Source organism: Algibacter sp., assembly GCF_029245835.1.
Classification (GTDB): domain Bacteria; phylum Bacteroidota; class Bacteroidia; order Flavobacteriales; family Flavobacteriaceae; genus Algibacter_B.
The window spans coordinates 1-21392 of record NZ_JAQWOO010000036.1; the positions used below are offsets into that span (position 1 = coordinate 1).

Annotated in this window: 19 protein-coding genes; 14 read left to right on the top strand and 5 right to left on the bottom strand. The window is 32.3% G+C overall.

Translation table 11 applies throughout. From position 1 onward, the window contains the following. Positions 1 to 153: 153 nt before the first annotated feature. Entirely contained in the window at positions 154 to 936 is a 783-nt protein-coding gene (locus P8K68_RS06200) for a S1/P1 nuclease (RefSeq protein ID WP_300248821.1), read from the bottom strand. Between the two features lie 246 nt (positions 937 to 1182). Here P8K68_RS06200 and P8K68_RS06205 point away from each other — a divergent pair, with 246 nt between their 5' ends. The 4 genes from P8K68_RS06205 (at position 1183) to P8K68_RS06220 (ending at position 3624) form a co-directional block, all read left to right on the top strand. Continuing rightward, positions 1183 to 1758: an RNA polymerase sigma factor gene (locus P8K68_RS06205; RefSeq protein ID WP_300248822.1), complete on the top strand. Its 576-nt coding sequence runs from the start codon at positions 1183 to 1185 to the stop codon at positions 1756 to 1758. Beyond that, complete coding sequence (locus P8K68_RS06210) at positions 1758 to 1937, top strand: hypothetical protein (protein WP_300248823.1); 180 nt, start codon at positions 1758 to 1760, stop codon at positions 1935 to 1937. Before P8K68_RS06205 ends, P8K68_RS06210 begins: the two co-directional genes overlap by 1 nt. A 47-nt stretch (positions 1938 to 1984) precedes the next feature. After that, a complete protein-coding gene (locus tag P8K68_RS06215) occupies positions 1985 to 2812 on the top strand; it encodes a mechanosensitive ion channel domain-containing protein (RefSeq protein ID WP_300248824.1) in 828 nt (275 codons plus the stop codon). Between the two features lie 296 nt (positions 2813 to 3108). Next, entirely contained in the window at positions 3109 to 3624 is a 516-nt protein-coding gene (locus tag P8K68_RS06220) for a hypothetical protein (RefSeq protein WP_300248825.1), read from the top strand. Between the two features lie 248 nt (positions 3625 to 3872). Here the strand turns inward: P8K68_RS06220 and P8K68_RS06225 are convergent, their stop codons facing one another. Then, a complete protein-coding gene (locus tag P8K68_RS06225) occupies positions 3873 to 5228 on the bottom strand; it encodes a DEAD/DEAH box helicase (protein WP_300248826.1) in 1356 nt (451 codons plus the stop codon). Between the two features lie 126 nt (positions 5229 to 5354). Beyond that, a complete protein-coding gene (locus P8K68_RS06230) occupies positions 5355 to 6245 on the bottom strand; it encodes an aldose 1-epimerase family protein (RefSeq protein ID WP_300248827.1) in 891 nt (296 codons plus the stop codon). Positions 6246 to 6324: 79 nt separating this feature from the next. Here P8K68_RS06230 and pabB point away from each other — a divergent pair, with 79 nt between their 5' ends. Then, a complete protein-coding gene (pabB, locus tag P8K68_RS06235; protein ID WP_300248828.1) occupies positions 6325 to 7629 on the top strand; it encodes an aminodeoxychorismate synthase component I in 1305 nt (434 codons plus the stop codon). Here pabB and P8K68_RS06240 read toward each other — a convergent pair. Continuing rightward, the gene (locus P8K68_RS06240) at positions 7626 to 8318 is read right to left on the bottom strand and encodes a hypothetical protein (protein WP_300248829.1); all 693 of its coding nucleotides are present in this window, start codon (positions 8316 to 8318) and stop codon (positions 7626 to 7628) included. The genes pabB and P8K68_RS06240 overlap by 4 nt on opposite strands. Before the next feature lie 112 nt (positions 8319 to 8430). On the opposite strand from P8K68_RS06240, the gene tilS reads away from it, so the two are divergent. The 3 genes from tilS to P8K68_RS06255 are packed head-to-tail and all read left to right on the top strand — an operon-like array spanning position 8431 to position 12377. Beyond that, positions 8431 to 9741, top strand: coding sequence for a tRNA lysidine(34) synthetase TilS (gene tilS, locus P8K68_RS06245; RefSeq protein ID WP_300248830.1), 1311 nt, complete (start codon positions 8431 to 8433; stop codon positions 9739 to 9741). A 1-nt stretch (position 9742) separates the two neighbouring features. After that, positions 9743 to 11377, top strand: a complete 1635-nt coding sequence (ade, locus tag P8K68_RS06250) for an adenine deaminase (protein WP_300248831.1) — start codon at positions 9743 to 9745, stop codon at positions 11375 to 11377. A 40-nt stretch (positions 11378 to 11417) separates the two neighbouring features. Next, entirely contained in the window at positions 11418 to 12377 is a 960-nt protein-coding gene (locus tag P8K68_RS06255) for an alpha/beta fold hydrolase (RefSeq protein ID WP_300248832.1), read from the top strand. 197 nt (positions 12378 to 12574) lie between these two features. Here the strand turns inward: P8K68_RS06255 and P8K68_RS06260 are convergent, their stop codons facing one another. Next, positions 12575 to 12763 carry a hypothetical protein gene (locus P8K68_RS06260; protein ID WP_300248833.1) on the bottom strand — a complete coding sequence of 63 codons (189 nt, stop codon included), beginning with the start codon at positions 12761 to 12763 and terminating at the stop codon, positions 12575 to 12577. 297 nt (positions 12764 to 13060) lie between these two features. Between P8K68_RS06260 and P8K68_RS06265 the strand changes: the two genes are divergently transcribed. The 6 genes from P8K68_RS06265 (at position 13061) to P8K68_RS06290 (ending at position 21392) form a co-directional block, all read left to right on the top strand. Further along, positions 13061 to 15355: an FdhF/YdeP family oxidoreductase gene (locus P8K68_RS06265; protein ID WP_300248834.1), complete on the top strand. Its 2295-nt coding sequence runs from the start codon at positions 13061 to 13063 to the stop codon at positions 15353 to 15355. Between the two features lie 157 nt (positions 15356 to 15512). Further along, a complete protein-coding gene (gene nirB / locus P8K68_RS06270) occupies positions 15513 to 18026 on the top strand; it encodes a nitrite reductase large subunit NirB (RefSeq protein WP_300248835.1) in 2514 nt (837 codons plus the stop codon). Between the two features lie 260 nt (positions 18027 to 18286). Further along, positions 18287 to 18664, top strand: coding sequence for a nitrite reductase small subunit NirD (nirD, locus tag P8K68_RS06275; RefSeq protein ID WP_300248836.1), 378 nt, complete (start codon positions 18287 to 18289; stop codon positions 18662 to 18664). A gap of 18 nt (positions 18665 to 18682) precedes the next feature. Next, positions 18683 to 19267 carry a DUF4202 domain-containing protein gene (locus tag P8K68_RS06280; protein WP_300248837.1) on the top strand — a complete coding sequence of 195 codons (585 nt, stop codon included), beginning with the start codon at positions 18683 to 18685 and terminating at the stop codon, positions 19265 to 19267. A 10-nt stretch (positions 19268 to 19277) separates the two neighbouring features. Next, entirely contained in the window at positions 19278 to 21092 is a 1815-nt protein-coding gene (locus tag P8K68_RS06285) for an ATP-binding protein (protein WP_300248838.1), read from the top strand. Between the two features lie 84 nt (positions 21093 to 21176). Beyond that, the gene (locus tag P8K68_RS06290) at positions 21177 to 21392 is read left to right on the top strand and encodes a zinc-ribbon domain-containing protein (protein WP_300248839.1); all 216 of its coding nucleotides are present in this window, start codon (positions 21177 to 21179) and stop codon (positions 21390 to 21392) included.

The following is a 21392-nucleotide window of genomic DNA, read 5'->3' on the forward strand; positions in this document are numbered from 1 at the left end:
TGAGTTTGGCGATATAGAAATCGCTTTGCTCTATTTTAACAACATTATTATTTACTATTAAAACAAAGAGCGTCAAAATAAAACCTAAATGACCAAAAATAAAAAGATCGCCTAAATTGTTTTTAGACGACCTCTTTTTATCCTAAGTTTACCCTACAATAAATCATTTAAAACTTTAGCCAATCGAATTCCGGCAATTTGTAATTGACTTCTAGCTGTTTTTAAATGATTATAAGAATAGCGATACCTTAAGTTCTCATCTACATCAGCAGAACCATATACCTGTTTTGTTAATTCATGTGTCTCATTAACCCAATCAATCACCGACCCTTCTTGAATTAATTTCACTTCTTTTTTAGTCAAAACATCTGCATTTTCAGCTAATTCATTATAACTCATATTAAAGCTTTCAATCATCTCAGTATCCCAAACCCTGTGTAGGTTAGAGTCTTCATAATGCCACTGAACTTTAAAGTCATTTCCACCTCTATCATCCTCTAAGCCAATATGCATAGGTTGGTGTAAATCGCCAATCAAATGAATTAGAAGTTTTAAGTAAAAGGCCTTGTCTTTATCTGAAGCATTTTTATCAACTATAATCTTTTTACAGTAAGCAATTCCTGTAACTAAATCACCATTACTATTCTTTTTAGAATTCTCGTAGTTTTCATTCAATGGCATATTAATGTAGTGCCATGTATAAAACTCATTATAACGTCTATCAGATTTTATCTCATCTGCAAATGTAGAAACAAAGGCTAGCGATTTTCTTTTTAATAAGCGCTTAACTTCTCGCTTAGCTTTACCTTTTAAGTAGTCATCGGCAATTTTTCCAACAACGCGATGTCCTGTTTGTCCCCAAAAAATATCTTCAGCATAACTTTTTAAGGGTAAAATAAAAAAAGCAGTGATAAGACAGATGTATATTGATTTCATAAACTTAATATTTATGCTAATTTATGAATATCACATTTAAAAACCTTATTTAAAAAAAGCGTTAACAAAAATTTAATTTAAATCATTGTGACCTCAAAAAGAACCGTTTGCGTAATAAATGCGTAAGTATTATGTAGACACTTTTAAGTCGCTCCAGATTTTTTTACATTTTTTTGTAGAATTAAGTGACCCATAGAAAAACAATGTGTCTTAAACGTTAAACAAACTAAATAGCGAAAGCTAAATTTGAAAACTCTTAACAACATTAGCAAACAGTCAGACGAAGACCTAGTAGAAGCAATTGTGAAAACAAACAATACATTGCTCTTCGAGACTCTATACGATAGGTATGCAGGACTAGTTTATAATAAATGTTTTGGTTTTGCAAAAGATGGTGACGAAGCAAAAGATTTAACACAAGATGTATTTTTAAAGCTTTTTGTTAAATTGGCTAGTTTTAAAGGGAAATCGAAATTTTCAACATGGTTATATGCATTTACTTATAATCATTGTGTAAATTATGTAACTCGAAATACGGCTAAGAAGTTTGAAAAGCAATCAGTTGATTATAAAGACATAGAAAACCTTTCAGAGGAAGAGGAGGATGATAATAGCTTCTTAAGCATGAAAGTTGATAAATTAAAATTAGCATTAGAGCTTATTTCTCCTGAAGAGAAGATGATTTTATTATTAAAGTACCAAGATTTCTTAACGATAAAAGAAATTGGAAGTGCCTTAGATATTGGAGAAAGCGCAGTTAAAATGAGAATTAAACGTGCTAAAGACAAGCTTGTAATAGTGTATAACGAAAACCAAAATTAGTGGATAATCCATTTAAACATATAAACCAGCCGCTTAAAGAAGTTCCAGAGGAGCTTAAGTCGAAGGTTATGAGTGATATTGCTATGGCAAAACTCATAATGGATTTAGCAGCACTGTTTTCATATAATATTGGTAATGTTATAGAAACCGTTATGAGAAGTAGAAAACCAAATAATTAGTATATTAAAAAACCAACATAACCAACCCTAACAAAAATATATTAACAATGGAAAAAGCAACAGAATGGAAGGATATAGCCATGGAATCTTTAATAAATATGTGGTTAGAAATTTCTAAAATATTTCCTAATATCATAGGAACCATTTTAGTGTTATTTATAGGCTGGCTTTTAACTAAGCTCATAGTCAAAATAATTAAAAAAGCATTAAAACTAGCAAAAGCTAATAAGTTAGATGATGCTATAAATGAAATAGAAATTGTTGAAGGTAAAAACCTGAAATTTGATACTATAAAAGTAGTATCAAATTTTGTAAAATGGGTGATGTATATCATGCTATTAATAATGGCATCAGATATTATGAATTTAACTATGATTTCTGAGCAGATTAGTAACCTTTTAGGTTATTTACCTCAATTATTTGCTGCTTTAGTCATATTTACAATTGGACTAATTTTAGCAAATCTTATTAAAAAAGGTTTAAAATCATTTTTTGAATCTATGGATTTATCTGGAGCCAAAATAATAAGCCAAGTTGTATTTTTTATCATATTGATTTTTGTTTCTATTACAGCATTAAACCAAGCCGGAATTGATACTGAAATTATTACAAGTAATTTAACTATGATTCTAGCAGCATTTTTACTGGCCTTTGCTTTAGCTCTTGGTTTTGGAGCTCAGAAAGTAGTAGGTGATTTGTTAAGAACATTTTATACAAGAAAAACATACGAGATAGGCCAGAAAATAGAATTTAATAACATTAAAGGCGAAGTTGAATCTATAGATGGTATCACAGTAACAATAAAAACAAAAGAAGGAAAATTAATAGTGCCAATTAAAGATATTGTAGAGAGTCAAGTAAGTTTGCAGGATTAACTTTAAGTTAGGGTTAAAATTTGGTTGGTTACTTTTCTGTAAACTAAAAAGCTCTCTGCATACTATAATCCCTTTCATTAATTTGAAAGGGATTTTTTTTAGAATGTATCTAGAATTTATTTTAACCTGCTTTAAGTCAAACTAAATATCTCATTTTCATTTGTTTGAAGAGAGGTTTTTTTTTTTTTTTTGAATTTTTATTGCATGCACATATTAGAAAAAAAGTAATTTTCATGCTTAAACCTTTAACTAAAATTGAAGTCTAAATCGTGTAAACATTAAAAAACCAGTCATAAATGGCAAAACGAAAAACTCCCTTTTCATTCCAAGTTAGAGTAATTCATCGATATTTGGGTTATTTTTTATCGGGCATAATGTTCGTATACGCTTTAAGCGGAATTCTACTTATTTTTAGAGAAACAAACTTCTTAAAAAGTGAAGTTATTGTAGAACAGCAACTGGAACCTAATTTAACAGGAAATCAACTAAGTGAAAAAATATCAAAGGCTGGAAAAATAAATAAAAAGGAGGGGGATATCTTATACTTTAGGCGTGGTAATTATAACCAAAAAACAGGGATTGTAACTATAAAGAAAATGAAGCTCCCAATGGTTTTACAAAAAATGGAACGTTTACATAAAGCAACAACAAATAGGCCATTGTATTTTTTAAATATCTTCTTTGGTGTTTCATTATTGTTTTTTGTGTTGTCGGCATTTTGGATGTACACACCAAAAATGCCAATCTTTAAAAAAGGTTTATATTTTGCAGTTGGAGGAGTCGTTTTAACCTTGGTGCTTTTGTTTCTTTAAAGGATATTTTTTGAGCTAAACTGGCTGTAAAATTGAATTTTAATAAAAAAAAGTTTGACTGTAGGCTTAACGCTGCTTTTAACTTCAAGGGCGATTAATTTTAAAAATTAAAGCAATATTGGAAGTTGTTTTTAGGAAATAGAGTTTATATTTCTTTGATAATAGCGCATCATAAAATAAATAACTCATACTAGTTTTACACTGGAGATATTTTTTGTTTGTAACAAGAATTAGTAAATAAAAACAAACTACTTCCTCTTATTTCGTTTATTATAATTTTTATCGCCCCTAGTTTTAGGTTTTTTATACTTGGCTGCGATTTTAAATTTATAGGAACCGCCTAAATTTTCTTTGGAGTTCTTTTCAGATTTTTCATGAAATGCTGGTCCTGGTGCATCTTCATCCTTACGTTTGTTAGGATTGTTTCGTTCTTTTATTTGCGGACGCTCTTCTTCAATCAACTCGGTAGAAATCTCGACAGCTTCAGGAAGTTCCAAAACTGGTATGGTCATTTTCATTAAAGCTTCGATATTTTCAATAGCTTCTTGATCCTTTTTGGTAGTAAACACAAGAGCTTTGCCTTCGCGTTCTGCACGACCTGTTCTACCAATACGATGCATGTAGTTTTCTGGAAAATCTGGTGTGTCAAAATTGATGACATGAGACACATTGTCGATATCCAATCCACGAGCCATAACATCAGTAGCGATTAAAATTCGGTTTTCACCATTTCTAAATTGCTCGATGCTTCGGAGTCTGTAATTCTGTGTTTTATTGGAGTGAATAACGCATAATTCTTCTTTAAAGAACTCATCTAACTTATCAAACAAACGGTCTGCCATACGTTTGAATGCAACAAAAATTAAAACCTTATTATAACGTTCGGTATCATTTAACAGGTGGACTAATAGATTAACCTTTGTATAAAAGTTAGGCACGTTATAACGTTGTTGCGATATATTTTCAAGCGGCGTTCCAGAAACTGCAATAGAAACACGTTCTGGACTTTTAAAGAAATCGTTAATTAGCACATGGACATCTTGTGTCATAGTTGCTGAAAACATAATGTTTTGTCTACGTCCTGGTAGAATATCAAAAATGTTAATCAGTTGGTGTCTAAATCCTAAATCTAGCATAACATCAACTTCATCAATCACTAATTTTTGTATCGATTTTAGTTGTAAAACACGACTTAAAGCCAAATCATATAAACGCCCCGGTGTAGCTACTAAAATATCTATACCTTCTGCAATGGCTCGCTTTTGTGTATTAATATTTGTACCACCATAAACGCCTAAAACACGGTTGTTAATATATTTTGAAAGCTTTTCAATTTCATCAACAACTTGCACCACCAACTCGCGCGTTGGAACCAAAACTAAAACTCTAGGGTTTTCTTGCTCAGAATACTTTAAGCCTTTAAGAATAGGTAACATGTAGGCAAAGGTTTTTCCAGTACCTGTTTGCGCAATGCCTACCACATCTTTCCCTGAAGCAATTACGTTAAATGCTTGCTCTTGGATAGGTGTAGGTGTTGTAAAGCCTAAATCGTCTAAGGCGTTAAAAAGTGGGGTGTTTATGTTTAGGTCCTTGAAATGAGCCATGCTATTAATATGTATATTCTAATTCTTATAATTATGAATTCAATCTGTGATCTTTAAAAAAAACCAATACAAATGAAACGTCAAAATACTATTATTTTGCTGGCAAAGTTAAGCTTATTCTTGGCTTTAGACTAAATGGTTGTTATGTATTTCAATTTTATAAGCGGCCTCAAACGTTTTGTTGGCATCTAAACTCAAAATGCCTTCTTTTTCTTTTAGGTTTTGGTTTGTAGTTTCGTTATCTGCAATTCCCAGCCAAGGCTCAATACAAACATAATTCCCATTAGGTTTTGCCCAAATACCTAAATACGGAAAACCAGGATAACTAACAGATAAGATTTCTCCGTTTATACTGCTTTTTAAAGTTACTTTTTTAGATTTTAAATCTTTAAAAATTAAAGCGTCTTCATTAAACAAATCATGAGTTAATAAAAGCTTGTTTGTGTTATTAAAAACTGTTTTTGTTTTTGAAGATATTAAGCCATTTTGCATGTTAATAAAATGTCTTTTGGAATGCTCAGGATGTTCAAATTCTAAACAATAATCTTCATAATCCTCGTTCTTATAAACAGGACATTTAAAAGCAGGGTGTCCACCAAGTGAAAAATACATGGTTTTATTATCCTTGTTTTTTATGGTGTGCTTAACTTCTAAAGTATTATCTATAAGTGTATAAGTTATTAAAAACTCAAATTGAAAAGGATAGTTTTTTAATAAACTGTCGTTTGCAATTAGCTTAAAAGTCAAACTGTTTTCAGTTTGCGCATATAAAGTTATAGCTTCATTATGTCTTACAAATCCATGTTTTGGAAGTTCATAATGAGTATTCTCAAAAACATAGGTATTATCTTTTAAGGCTCCAATAATAGGAAATAGATTTGGTGCGTAACTACTCCAAACCTCTGGATCTGCATGCCACATAAAATCTGTTTTATTTTTAATAGAGGCTATTTTACAGAGTTCAGCTCCTATTTTTTTAATAGCTATTTCAAGCTTATCATTTTTTAAAGTGTACATGCTTTTCGTGTTTAAACTATTTTACAAAAGTCTTAATTTTTTAAGTATTCTAAGTAACTTTGCTTCATAATATAATTAATTGAGGACAAAACAGATTTATACTTTCGAGGATATCGAAAATTTTAAAATCCAGTTGTTAAACTGGGCGCAACAGTTTGATGATGTTGTTTGGTTAGATTCTAATCAGAATAGTAATAAAGACACCCAAAAACACTACAGCTATGATGCGGTTTTAGCAGTAGATGCGTTTACAAGTATTAAAACGGATTTTCATCAAGGATTTGAAAAACTTAAAGAGTATCAAAGTTATGCAAAAGATTGGATTTTTGGTTATTTGGCTTACGATTTAAAGAATGATGTTGAAGTTTTAAAGTCTCAAAATTTTGATGACTTAGGCTTTTCTGATTTATGTTTTTTTCAACCAAAAAAGCTGTTTCTAATAAAAGATAATCAAGTTGAAATTCAATATTTAAATTTTGTTGATGATGAAATTGATGATGATTTATTTATTATAAAACGTGGCGTAGAAGTAGCAAGAGGCACAGTATTTTCAGATATAAAAATAAAATTACGCATTCATAAGGATGCCTATTTCGATAAGGTAAATATGATACTAGAGCATATCCATCGAGGTGATATTTATGAAGCTAATTTTTGTCAGGAATTTTATGCTGAAAACACACAAATTAACCCGCTAGAAACGTATTATAAGTTAAATAGAATATCAAAACCCCCATTTGCATCCTTTATTAAATTAGAAGATAAGTATGTACTTAGTGCTTCACCAGAGCGGTATTTAAAAAAGCAAGGCGATACTATAATTTCGCAGCCCATAAAAGGTACAGCAAAGCGTTCTATGAATGTAGATGATGATAAAACGTTGAAACTAAATTTATCAGAAGATAAAAAGGAGCGTAGCGAAAATATTATGATCGTAGATTTAGTGCGCAATGATTTATCTAAAACAGCACTGCAAGGCAGCGTTAAAGTGGAGGAATTATGTAAGATTTATACTTTTGATCAAGTACATCACATGATTTCTACAATCACTTCAAAAATTGATTTAAGTACGCATCCTGTAGACATTATAAAAAGTACGTTTCCAATGGGTAGCATGACCGGAGCTCCTAAAATTTCAGCAATGAAAATTATTGAAGATTTAGAAGAAACCAAGCGCGGCATATATTCTGGAGCCATTGGTTATTTCTCGCCAAACGGAGATTTCGATTTTAATGTAGTTATTCGAAGCATTTTATATAACGCAAGCAAAAAGTACATTTCTTACTCTGTAGGTGGTGCAATTACAGCTAAAAGCGACCCGTTAAAAGAGTATGAAGAATGTTTGATAAAAGCCAAAGCTATGCGAGAGGTTCTGGAGAATTAATCCAGATGTTCTTTAAAATCTTCAATGGCTAATTCTAAAACTCGCTTTACACGTTTAGTTTCAATAGATTTTACTGTGGCTATTTCTTCAAAAGTTAATTTACCAAATACAAATAAATCTACAATATCAGAAACTCTTAAAGGTAGCCAAGTATAAAATTTCCCTAATAAATGCTTATTCCGCTTTAATGATAGGTCAGAGATTTCTAAAGCATTTTTAATCGAAACGTTATTATCATCGTAGAGAAATACATGCTTAGTCTCATTGTCTTGATGATATGAAATATCGTTTAACTCATCATTCATTATAAACTCATAACCTCCATCAACAGTAAATGTTTCCTCCAACCCATCAAGTTCGTCTTCTAAAATTGAATTGGTACTCATTGTGTTTTGATGGAATTTTTCTTTTTTAAACAATTCATCCAAATCAGAATCAACTATTTTAAAAAGTTTAATTTTTATAGTCGCTGCATCGTCATCAATGTTATAACCAGCCTCGTAAAACTTGGCTATACCTTCATCAATAATATCGTTAGATTTATACATGTTTTTTGGTATAATCCGTGTAGATTCCGCAATATACAAACGATGCTTAATGTATGCTTGTAAATGTTGCGTTGCTGAAACTACTTTTTTATTGAATTCCGTTTGGGTAGCTTTATCGTTTAATTTATCTGAAGTGCACATAGTTTAAGGAATTATGTTAGTTTTTTAAAGTTACAAAATTTATAAGGTAATCACATGATATTTGTCATTTGATAATTAGTTAAAGATGATTATATCATTGTATATTTGGCTTATGTTTAATAGGTTTAAGACTCATGTAAATTCAAATTTAGAGCTTCTTAGAAGTGCTAAAATAGTATTGGCTATTTCTGGAGGAATTGATAGCGTAGTTTTATCACATTTATGTAAAGATTTAAAACTAAACATAGCACTGGCACACTGCAATTTTAATCTAAGAGGGATTGAGAGTGATGACGATGAAGACTTTGTTTTGCAATTAGCTGAAGATTTAGATTTTAAAGTTTTTATACAACGTTTTGATACTGAAGTTTACGCTAAAGAAAATAAGCTGTCTATACAAATGGCAGCAAGAGAACTCCGTTATAATTGGTTTGAAGAGTTAGCAGAACAATTAAAATTCGATTATATTTTAACGGCGCATCATGCTGATGATAATCTAGAAACATTTCTAATTAATTTTACTAGAGGTACAGGTTTAGAAGGTTTAACGGGTATTCCAGAAATTAATGGCAAATTTGTGCGACCATTGTTACCATTCTCAAGTAAGGCTATTGAAGCTTATGCTAAAGAAAACAATATTACATGGCGAGATGATAGTAGTAATAAATCTGTAAAATATTTAAGGAATAAATTACGGCACCAAGTTATTCCAATTTTAAAAGAAATTAACCCGAGTTTATTACAGAGTTTTCAAGCTACTTTAAATAATTTAAAGGATACATCTGATATTGTTGAAGAAAGTACAAACGCTGTTTTAAAGAGAGCTATTGAAACTATAGACGGTAATCACATCGCTTTTAAGATTACAGAGTTTAAAAAAGTAAATAATCCAAAAGCTTATTTGTTTGAAGTTTTTAATACTTACGGATTTACAGAATGGAATGATGTTGTTGATTTATTGGATGCTGAAACAGGAAAGCAAGTGTTTTCAAAAACGCACCGCTTAATTAAAAATAGAACACAGTTGCTTTTGAGTGAAATTAATATAGAAGGAAGTGAAATGATTTCTATTTTAGAAAATCAAAACCAAGTACAAACCTCATTTGGAACTTTGTTTTTTGATGAAGCTGATGCTGTTTTTAGTAAAGAACCTAATGTGATTTATGTAGATAGAAAGAAGTTGGAATTTCCTTTAACCATAAGTAAACATAAAGAAGGTGATGTTTTTTATCCTATCGGAATGTCAGGTAAAAAGAAAGTTAGTAAATACTTTAAAGATGAAAAATTATCGCTTTTAGATAAAGAAAACACTTGGATATTATACTCAGGAAATGATGTTGTTTGGGTAATTAATAGGCGAGCAGATAACCGATTTAGAGTTACAGAAAACACAAAACAAATTTTAAAAATTGAATTAGAGTAATTTGAAAATTCAAGGACAAATAGTTGATATACAAACAAAACGCATTTACAAAGGAGAAATCACTATTGTAAATAGAAAAATTACCGCTATTCAAGAGCAAGCTCATAATGTAAATCATTACATTCTTCCTGGTTTTATAGATGCACATATCCACATAGAAAGTTCCATGCTGGTGCCATCTGAGTTTGCTAAATTAGCAGTAAAACATGGTACAGTTTCTACTGTTTCAGATCCACATGAAATAGCTAATGTATTGGGGGTTGAAGGTGTGGAGTTTATGATTGAAAATGGAAAACAGGTGCCTTTTAAGTTCAATTTTGGAGCACCATCTTGTGTGCCAGCTACCAATTTTGAATCGGCAGGAGCGGTCATTGATTCTAATGGTATAAAATCACTTCTCGAAAATCCAGATATCAAGTATTTAGCAGAAATGATGAATTATCCGGGTGTGCTTTTTGATGACGATGAAGTCATGAAAAAAATAGCTTGGGCAAAATATTATAATAAACCAGTTGATGGTCATGCACCAGGGCTTCGAGGAGAAGATATTTCAAAATATATTAATGTAGGAATCTCAACAGATCATGAATGTTTTTCTTATGAAGAAGCTTTAGAAAAACTTCAAAAAGGCATGAAAATTTTAATTCGAGAAGGTAGTGCTGCCAAAAACTTTGAAGCTTTAATCGATTTATTGCCAACGCATTTTAAAAACATGATGTTTTGCAGTGATGATAAACATCCAGACGATTTAATTATCGGACACATCAATACACTTTGTGCAAGAGCTATAGCAAAAGGTATGGATGTTTTTAAAGTGCTTCAAGTAGCGTGTATAAACCCGGTAAAGCATTACAGTTTGGATGTTGGTTTATTACATGTTGGAGATGATGCAGATTTTATTGTAGTTGAAGATTTAAAAGATTTTAAAACGCTTCAAACGTATGTAAATGGTGATTTAGTTTTTAATAAAGACGAATCTTTATTTAAACAGGTAGCCTTCAAAAATTTAAATAACTTCAACTGTAATAAAAAAGAGGTTTTAGATTTTAGAGTGGCATCTTCAACAAAACACATTCGAGTTATAGAGGCCATAGAAGGTCAATTGGTTACCAATGAATTGATTGAAAAGGCAACAATAATAGATGGTAATTTAGTTTCAAATACGGATAAGGATATTTTAAAAATAACGGTTGTAAATCGTTATCATCCCGATAGCTATCTAAATCAAAAACCTGCTATAGCATTTATAAAGAATTTTGGTTTAAAAGAGGGGGCTATTGCATCTTCGGTTGGCCATGATTCACATAATATTATTGCTGTGGGCGTTTCTGATGAAGCGATTTGTAAGGCTGTAAATTTAATTATTGAAAATAAAGGTGGTATTTGTGCGATTTCAAATTCCGAAGAAAAAATTGTACCACTTCCAGTTGCCGGAATTATGAGTGATAAAGATGGAGAAGTGATAGGAAAGCAATACGCAGAACTCGATAAAATGGCTAAAACGCTAGGAAGTAAATTGAATGCGCCTTATATGACGTTATCATTTATGGCTTTATTGGTAATTCCTTCAATTAAACTAAGTGATAAAGGATTATTTAACGGAACCGATTTTAAGTTCACCCCATTAGAATTATAAAGAGACTAATACCCATTAACCAAAAGCGATTAACTAATAAATGCCAATAATAGAAACAAAGTATAAACCACCATTTTATTTTAAAAACGGATTTATTTCAACGGTATATTCAGGTTTATTCAGACGGGTTACTTTAAAACAAGAAAGAGAGCGTATTACATTAAAAGATAACGATTTTCTAGACTTAGATTGGAGTTTTTCTGAAGTAAAAAGTGATAAACTTATCATTTTATTACACGGATTAGAAGGCCATGGTCAACGACCATACATGACGGGAACTGCAAAATATTTCAACACTAACAATATAGATGCCATTTGCGTTAATTTTAGAGGATGTAGTGGTGAGAATAATTTGAATTATCATAGTTATCATTCAGGATTTACAGCTGATTTGCATGCCGTAATTCAACATGCTATTACCTCTAGAAATTATTCGGATATTTATTTAAAAGGCATTAGTTTGGGTGCTAACATTATTTTGAAATACTTAGGAGAAGCTATAAATATCCCCAATCAAGTTAAATCCGCTATTGCTGTTTCTGTTCCTGTTGATTTATATGGCTCTTGTAAGGAACTTCATAAATTAAAGAATAAACCGTTTCATGATCGGTTTTTAAAAGATTTAGTAAAACATTTAAAAGAAAAACAGCAACTTTTTCCAGAACAATTAAATATTGAAGCCATAAAAGATATTCAAACATTATTAGATTTTGATAATGTATATACCTCCAGAGCACACGGTTTTGAGGATGCCTTAGATTATTATGTAAAATGTAGCAGTTTACAATTTCTCCCGAGTATAAAAACACCTACGTTAATTATTAATGCATTGAATGATTCCTTTTTATCATCAGAATGTTATCCTGTAAAAGAAGCTAAAAACAACTCTAACTTGTATTTAGAAATGCCAATTCATGGTGGTCATGCTGGATTTATTGATAAAAATAATGTGTATTATAATGAAAAAAGGGCCTTAAGTTTTGTGAAAGAGACCAACTAGTTTTTATTTTAAAAACACAAACATAAGTAAACTTAGATAGGATAAAAGTTGAAATTGAGATACTTTAAGATATTTTTATTCGAGTTCATCGAGTGTTAAATTAAAGAGTAAGCTTCTTAATCACTTTAATATCTTAATACCATAATTTATATTATGCCAACATTCAACTTAAAAATCAACAACGAAACTTATATTGTTTAAGCAGATATGGATACACCATTATTATGGGTTTTAAGAGGTATATTAAATATGGTAGGTTCAAAATATGCTTGTGGCATTGGGTAGTGTGGAGCATATAATGTTATGCGGGGTTGTTTGCTCCAAGTATCACAAGCAGAAGGCATGAGTATTACAATTATAGAAGGACTTTCCGAGAAAGGAGACAATCTTTACAACAAGCTAAGAAAGAAGTAGATGTGCCATACCTTGTACTCCGATTTTAGTTTTAATAAAGGTGGTTGCAGCTGTTGCATATGCCATTTATAAAGCCACTGGCAAACGTTTGACGAAACAGCCTTATATGATTATTATGAATGTTGAAGAAAAAATTACTGGATAATTAATATTTAGCATTATTTTGCTTTAAAAAAAAGGTGTATTGCCAAAAATGCTATAAACATAATGGCTTTAATCGTGTAATTTTTTTTTACTTCGTACTTTTAAACAAATAACGATCATTTTTGATGAGCAAATCTCCAATAGATAAAGCATTAACTCCAGAAAAATTTGAGAACTTAAAAACTAAAACGCCACCTACAAATACTGCCGGTTTAGGAGGTTTAATAGCTGCAACATCACACGCTATTAAGTATATTAAGCCTAGTAATATTTTAAAAATATCTACTAATATGAATCAAAAGGGTGGTTTTGACTGTCCCGGTTGTGCATGGCCAGATCCAGATGATGAGCGCTCCTCTTTAGGTGAATACTGCGAAAACGGCCTTAAAGCCATGGCAGAGGAAATGCAAAATAAACTCATTAAACGTGATTTTTTTGCATCTAATTCTGTAGATGAATTAGCTAAATTATCCGATTTTGAAATTGGTAAATCAGGACGATTAACAGAGCCTATGTATTTGGCAAAAGGGGCTTCTCATTACGAGTCTATTTCTTGGAATGATGCTTTTAAAAAAGTGGGTAAACATCTAAATGCTTTGGATCATCCAGATGAAGCTGCTTTTTATACTTCAGGAAGAACCACAAACGAAGCCGCTTTTTTATACCAATTATTTGTTAGAGAATTCGGGACATCTAATTTGCCAGATTGTTCAAATATGTGTCATGAAGCAAGTGGAAATGCGCTTTCTGAAACTTTGGGTATTGGGAAAGGGTCGGTTACTTTAGATGATTTATATAAAGCTGAATTGGTTATGGTTATTGGTCAGAATCCAGCAACTAATCACCCAAGAATGCTATCAGCATTAGAGAAAACAAAAAAAAACGGTGGTAAAATAATAGCTGTTAACCCATTGCCAGAAGCAGGATTAATGAAGTTTACAGATCCGCAGAACCCTATAAAAATGTTAACTGGCGGTACAACATTATCTGATGTATTTGTTCCAATTACAATAAATGGTGATGTGGCTTTTTTTAAAGCGATACTGCTAAAGCTTTTAGAAAAAGAAGAACGACTAGGAGGTGTTTTTGATAAAACATTTATTAATGAATATACTGAAGGTTACGAGGCCTTTATTTCCGATTTAAAAACCTATAATTTTGAAACATGTTTGGAAGCTTCAGGTGTATCAAAAAGTATTTTTGATGATGCTTTTGATTTAATTCTAAATAACAACAAAATTATTATTTGTTGGGCCATGGGCTTAACGCAGCATGAAAATGCCGTAGATAATATTCGTGAGCTCGTTAATCTATTATTATTAAAAGGTAGCATTGGAAAGGAGGGAGCAGGCACTTGTCCTGTTCGTGGACATTCAAACGTGCAAGGCGATAGAACTGTTGGTGTTTGGGAAGCCGCCCCTCAAGCTTTTTTAGATAAAATAGAAGCTAAATACGGATTTAAACCTTCAGTAAAACATGGTTATAGTGTTATTGAAACAATAAAAGCCATGTATGAAGGGAAAGTAAAAGTGTTCTTCGGTTTGGGAGGGAATTTTATTTCTGCAGTACCTGATACCGGATATTCTGCTCAAGCGTTAGCAAATTGTAATTTAACGGTTCATGTGAGTACAAAGTTGAATCGTTCGCATTTAGTAACAGGAAAAGAAGCTTTAATATTTCCTTGTTTAGGACGCGCAGAGAAAGACTATCAAAAAACAGGTGTGCAAACACAAAGTGTAGAGAACTCCATGGGGGTTGTATCTTCTACAAAAGGTGTTTTAGAACCTTGCTCTGATAATTTGTTGAGTGAAGTTGCTGTGGTTTGTGGTATTGCAAATGCTACTTTAAAAGGCCGTTCAAAAGTTAATTGGTTGGTCTATAAAGACGATTATAATTTGGTTCGTGAGGATATTGCTGAGGTTGTAGACGGATTTAATGATTATAATACACGATTAAAAAACCCATCAGGTTTTTATTTACCAAATGGAGCACGTGTTAGAAAATTTAAAACTAAAACAGGAAAGGCTATTTTTACCGCTAATAAGCTTCCAGATTGGGAATTGAAAGACGATGAACTCATCATGATGACTATACGTAGCCACGACCAGTTTAACACAACGATTTATGGTTTAGACGACCGATATCGAGGTGTTTTTAATGAAAGGCGTATTATTTTTATGAATAGAGAAGATATGAAACTACGTAATTTAAAAGAACACCAAGTGGTTCATCTAAAATCAGAATTTAATGGTGTTGTTCGTAAGGCTGATAATTTTAAGGTTGTGGGTTATGATATTCCAAAAAGCTGTTGTGCTACATACTTTCCTGAAACTAACGTGCTAGTGCCACTAGATAGTTTTGCGCATACTGCTAAAACACCGGCTTCGAAAAGTGTTAAAATTACTATTACGAATCTTTAAATTTTCGGTAAAATCTAAACCCTTAATTTTGCTAATAATCAATTATTCTTATTGCTATTTGAGAAATTGACAATAATAACTCTTCTACGTAAATTTCTAAGAGAATTATATCTATAAATAAGTATAAATACTTAGTTTTGTGATTAAATACGTAATTATGAAGCATATTATTGTTGTTGGAAACGGCATGGTTGGATACAAGTTTTGTGAAAAATTTGTAGAAAAATCTGAAGCTAAAGACTTTAAAATCACAGTTTTTGGTGAAGAACCAAGACCAGCTTATGATAGAGTTCATTTGAGTGAATTCTTCGAAAATCAAGATGCAAAAGCTTTGGAGATGGCTCCCGAAGCATGGTATGCCGATAATAATATTACATTAATTACAGGCGAAAGAGTTGCAGATATTACAAGATCTGCTAAAACGATTACTACCGCAAAAGACCGTGAGTTTTCATATGATTATTTAGTATTAGCAACAGGATCTGCGCCTTTTGTGCCACCTATTAAAGGGGTTGAAAAGGAAGGTGTTTTTGTATATAGAACTATTGAAGATTTAGAAGGCATGCTAGCGTATGCCGCTAAACTTAAAGCAGAAAAGCCAAATGCAAGAGCTGCGGTTCTTGGTGGTGGTTTGTTAGGTTTAGAGGCAGGAAAGGCTGTTATGGATATGGGTTTAGAGCCTCATATTGTGGAGTTTGCTTCTAAATTAATGCCAAGACAATTAGACTCAAGAAGTAGTCAAGTATTACAATTAAAATTAGAATCTATAGGTTTAAATATTCATTTAAGTAAAGCAACTAACCAAATTTTAGGCGATACCTGTATTACGGGTATGGAGTTTGGAGAAGATGATGTTTTGGATGTAGATATGCTTGTAGTTTCGGCAGGTATAAGACCAAGAGATGAGTTAGGAAAAAATTGCGGACTAGAAGTTGGAGTCCGAGGTGGTATTGTGGTTAATAACAATATGCAAACTTCAGATGAACATATTTATGCAATTGGTGAGATTGCTTTATACAATCAAATGATATATGGCTTGGTTGCTCCTGGTTATGATATGGCAGGTGTTGCTGTCGATCAAATTATTGGCAAAATACAATCGTTAATGCCAGATGATATTGATATGTCTACCAAATTAAAACTCATTGGTGTAGATGTGGCTAGTTTTGGAGAACCTTTTATGCCTGCTTCAAAAGGCCATTCTATTATTTTTGAGAATAAAACACAGCATTTATATAAGCGAATAAACGTGAGTCTTGACGGTAAATCATTACTTGGAGGCATTTTAGTTGGAGATGCTTCAGATTATAATATGTTGCATCAGATGTATTTAAATGGCATGGCAATTCCTGAAGATCCATCACAATTAATTTTACCAGCTAGTGAAGGTGGTTCATCATTTGGGAGTGTTTTAGATTTACCTGACACCGCACAAGTTTGTTCTTGTGAGAGTGTTTCTAAAGGCGATATTTGTTGTTCGATTACAGATGGGGAATTTCAAAATTTAGGAGATGTTATTACAAATACTAAAGCAACAACAGGTTGTGGAGGGTGTAAGCCCATGGTGGTTGATTTAGTAAATGAAACTTTAAAATCCTTAGGTAAAGAAGTTAAAGAAACCATTTGTGAGCACTTTAATTTTAGCAGACAAGAACTATATGATTTAATAAAAATTAATAAAGTGCCAGATTACCAAGAAGCGCTTAACTTATTTGGTGAGGGTCATGGTTGTGAAACTTGTAAGCCTTTGGTTGCTTCTATTTTTGCTACAATTACTATGGAAACAGCCAATAGACAACCTGTTATACAAGATACTAACGATCGTTTTTTAGCAAATATTCAAAGAAACGGAACCTATTCTGTGGTACCAAGAGTTGCTGGAGGAGAGATTACGCCACAGCAATTAATTGTGATTGGTGAAGTAGCTAAAAAATACGATTTATATACTAAGATTACTGGCGGACAACGAATTGATTTATTTGGCGCACAGATTCATGAACTGCCTATGATTTGGAAAGAATTGATTGATGCTGGTTTTGAAAGTGGTCATGCCTACGGAAAATCTTTAAGAACGGTAAAAAGTTGTGTAGGTTCTACATGGTGTCGTTATGGTATGCATGAGAGTGTCACCTTTGCCATTGATATAGAAAATAGATATCGAGGATTACGATCGCCGCATAAATTAAAAGGTGGTGTTTCTGGATGTATTCGAGAATGTGCTGAAGCCCGAGGAAAAGATTTTGGATTGATTGCTGTTGATGGTGGATGGAATTTATACGTCTGCGGAAACGGTGGAGCAACACCTAAACACGCTGTTTTATTAGCTGAACAATTGGATGATGAAACGGTGGTAAAATACTTAGATAGATTCTTAATGTATTATATACGTACTGCAGGACCATTAGTAAGAACTGCACCATGGTTGGATAAACTTGAAGGTGGAATAGATTACTTAAAGCAAGTAGTGATTGAAGATTCTTTAGGAATTGCTGAAGAGTTAGAAACTGAAATGCAAGGGCTTGTAAATAGATATGAGTGTGAATGGAAAGAAGCTATTGAGAATCCAGAAATGATGAAGCGTTTTAAGCATTTTGTAAATTCTGATGATACCGATGATAATTTAGAATTTGTACCAATGCGTGGGCAAAAGATGCCTAAACAATGGGCTTAAATAAAGCTAGAGGCTTGAAGTACGAAGTTTGAAGTGATGGTGTTTGCGGATAAGTTATTGACTGCGGACTGAAGACTGTAGACTGAAGACTGACCCGCGTTAGGGATTGCAGTGGAAAGCCCACAGCGATCCCGATAACTATCGGGAATGCGAGGACTTGTAACGTAAAGCCCGACCTTTTGCGATCCTGCAAGGTTTTGAAAACCTTGTAGGTATGAGAAAAAGTGAACGCCATAAAAAAATAATTAAAATTTAATGATATGCAAGATATATTAGAACAATACCAAACCGTTACTAAGGAAGGTGCAAATGCATGGTTTAAAGTTGGAGTAGTTTCTGATTTTCCGGAGAACAGTGGGGCGTGCATCAAGTATAAAACTAAGCAGATTGCGGTTTATAATTTTGCACGAACAGGAAAGTGGTATGCGACCCAAAATTTATGTCCACATAAAATGGAAATGGTATTGTCGTTAGGGATGATTGGTGATAAAGATGATATACCTAAAGTGGCTTGCCCGATGCATAAAAAGAATTTTTCGTTGGAGGATGGCAGTAATTTGGCTGGTGAAGATTTAAAAATTGCAACCTATCCTGTTAAAATTGAAAACGGAAATGTGTATATTGGCTTTTCGGATTAACGATAAGTAATTTACTATATGAAGCCTACACGATTTGAAACTGCGATTGCATTAATTGATAAAGCTAATTCTGAAGATATTAACACCTATACATTAGCTGGAATAGACTACCCGAAGGAGTTGTTGTACTCTCAACGAATGACCAGAAAGTTGCTGCAATTTAACCCAGATGCTTCTAAGGCATTGCAAATTGCGGCACGTGCGCAACACATTTGCAGATGGAAAATTGCTCGCGGTGAGTACCCTATGGACCGTGTGGGGTATTTAAAATGGCGAGAAACTTTAAAGAAAATGCATGCAGACTTAACTGCTGATATTTTAAAACAAGTTGGCTATGATGATGAGTTTGTCGATAGAATTAGAAAAATCATTCTTAAAAAATTGATTAAAAAAAATGAAGAATCTCAAGCTTTAGAAGATACTATATGTTTAGTGTTTTTAGATTATTATTTTGAGGAGTTTGCTGCTAAACATCCTGATGAAAAAGTAATTGATATTCTTCAAAAAACTTGGATAAAAATGTCTGATGAAGGGCAACAAGAAGCTTTAAAACTCAAGTTCTCTGAGAAATCTTTAGCCTTAGTGAAACAGGCTCTAGCTTAAATTTAAGCAAATGAAGAAACCAAGTAATTCATTAGACCAAAGAACGTTTGATAAATTACGCCGTTTGTACATTATTGGTTTTAGTACGATTGCGGTTTCGGTAATTGTGAGTCAGATTTTAATTAGAACACATCTTAGTGGACAGGAAAGTGATTCTACCTTAATAAATGTTGCGGGTAGGCAACGTATGTTAAGTCAGAAATTAACTAAAGATGTTGTGTCGCTAGCTTCTGAAACAGACCTTGAAAACAGAATTCTTTTAAAAAACAAAATTAAAGAAACCTTACATATTTGGGAGGTCTCTCATAATGCACTTCAGCATGGTAATGATAGCTTGGGGTTACCAAAAAAGAATAGCCGAAAGGTTATTGCTAAATTTAAACGCTTAAATCCTTTTTTTGATACCATACGTGTTGCTTCACAATCTATTATAAATAAAATTGAAAATATTCCGCCTTTGTCATTTGAGGATTATGCTTCAGATATAAAAAAGGTAAAAGGGAATGAAGATGATTTTTTGATGATAATGGATGATATTGTTAATCAATATGATTTGGAGGCTGATGAAAAAGTGTCGTGGCTAGGTAAATTAGAAATTTGGTTAACAGCTTTAACCTTACTTATTTTATTAGGTGAATTCTTATTTATTTTTTGGCCCGCAGCAGTATCTGTAAAATCTACTTTAGCCGATTTATTATCGGCTGAAAAGCGTGCTAAAAAAATGGCTTTTGATGCTGATGCATTAAGTATTTCTAAAGAGAAATCTATTAAAGAATTACGGGCTTTAAGTCGCGCCATGGACGATACGTTGTTGTTTGCACGTATTCTGCCAAATGGACGTGTGGTGCATATGGGGAATAAGTTTTCGCGTTTATTTAAATATTCGAAATTTAATGAAATGGCTCTTTTTTGGGACGTACTTACCGTTGACGAAAATGAAAAAGAGGCTATTGAGGGCCTTATAGAGAAATTTAAAAAAACAGGATGGCAAGGAGAGTTTAAGGCCACAACTAAAGACAATGATGCCATTTGGTTAGAAATGGCAATTATACCCTACAGCCCAACAGATGAAAAGTCTGAGTTACTTATTATTGCTTCTGAAATAACAGAACGAAAAGTTGGGCAATTAGAAATTGAACGCCTTACAGAAATGAGTTTTGAGGAGAAGATAAGTCAGCAGAAAATCATCTCGAGTAAGATTATTGAAAACCAAGAAAAGGAGCAAAACCGAATTGCTAAAGACGTACATGATGGTATAGGACAGATGCTTACAGGTTTAAAATACAATCTAGAAAGTATTGATACCAAAGATGTTGCAAAGGCAACGGTTAAGATAGAGCATCTTAAAGAATTAACCGAAAATATTATTAAAGGCGTAAGAACCGCAACATTTAATTTAACACCACCAGAATTATCAGACCATGGTATTGTTCCTGCTTTAGCTAAATTAACACAAGAATTATCTCGACTTACAAGTAAAGTTATTGTGTTTTTTAATAAAACAGAATTTAATCAACGGTTAGATTCGCTTGTAGAAATTAATATTTATCGTATAACACAGGAGGCTATTAATAATGCTATAAAATATGCAGAATCTTCACATATTTTAGTTTCCATGTCGCATAGTGAAAATATGCTAAGTATAGTTATTGATGATAACGGTAAAGGATTTAATCCAAGTCAAGTAAAGCATGTGAAGACTGCTGATGGTGGCATGGGGATGACCTTTATGAAAGAACGCATTAAGTACATTGAAGGCCGTTTGTTTTTAACCTCTGAGGTAGGTAAAGGAACTCGGGTGACTTTAAATATTCCGTTAAGTTAATTTAAAAATATTTTTTTTAAACACATTACAAATAGAATCGTTTTAAGAATATATTTGTAACCTCCCTTTGATACAAATCTAACGATGAAAATTTTTAAATGTCCCAATTGTAGTTCGACTGTGTTTTTTGAAAATACACAGTGCGTTAATTGTAAAAATACTTTAGGTTATCACTGGTATACAGATAAGTTTGCTATTCCTCAAACCTATAATGCATCGTTTAATAATAACCTTAAATTTTGTTTTAATCATAAGTATTCAGTTTGCAATTGGTTAATCGAACAAAGCTCTCAAAAGTAA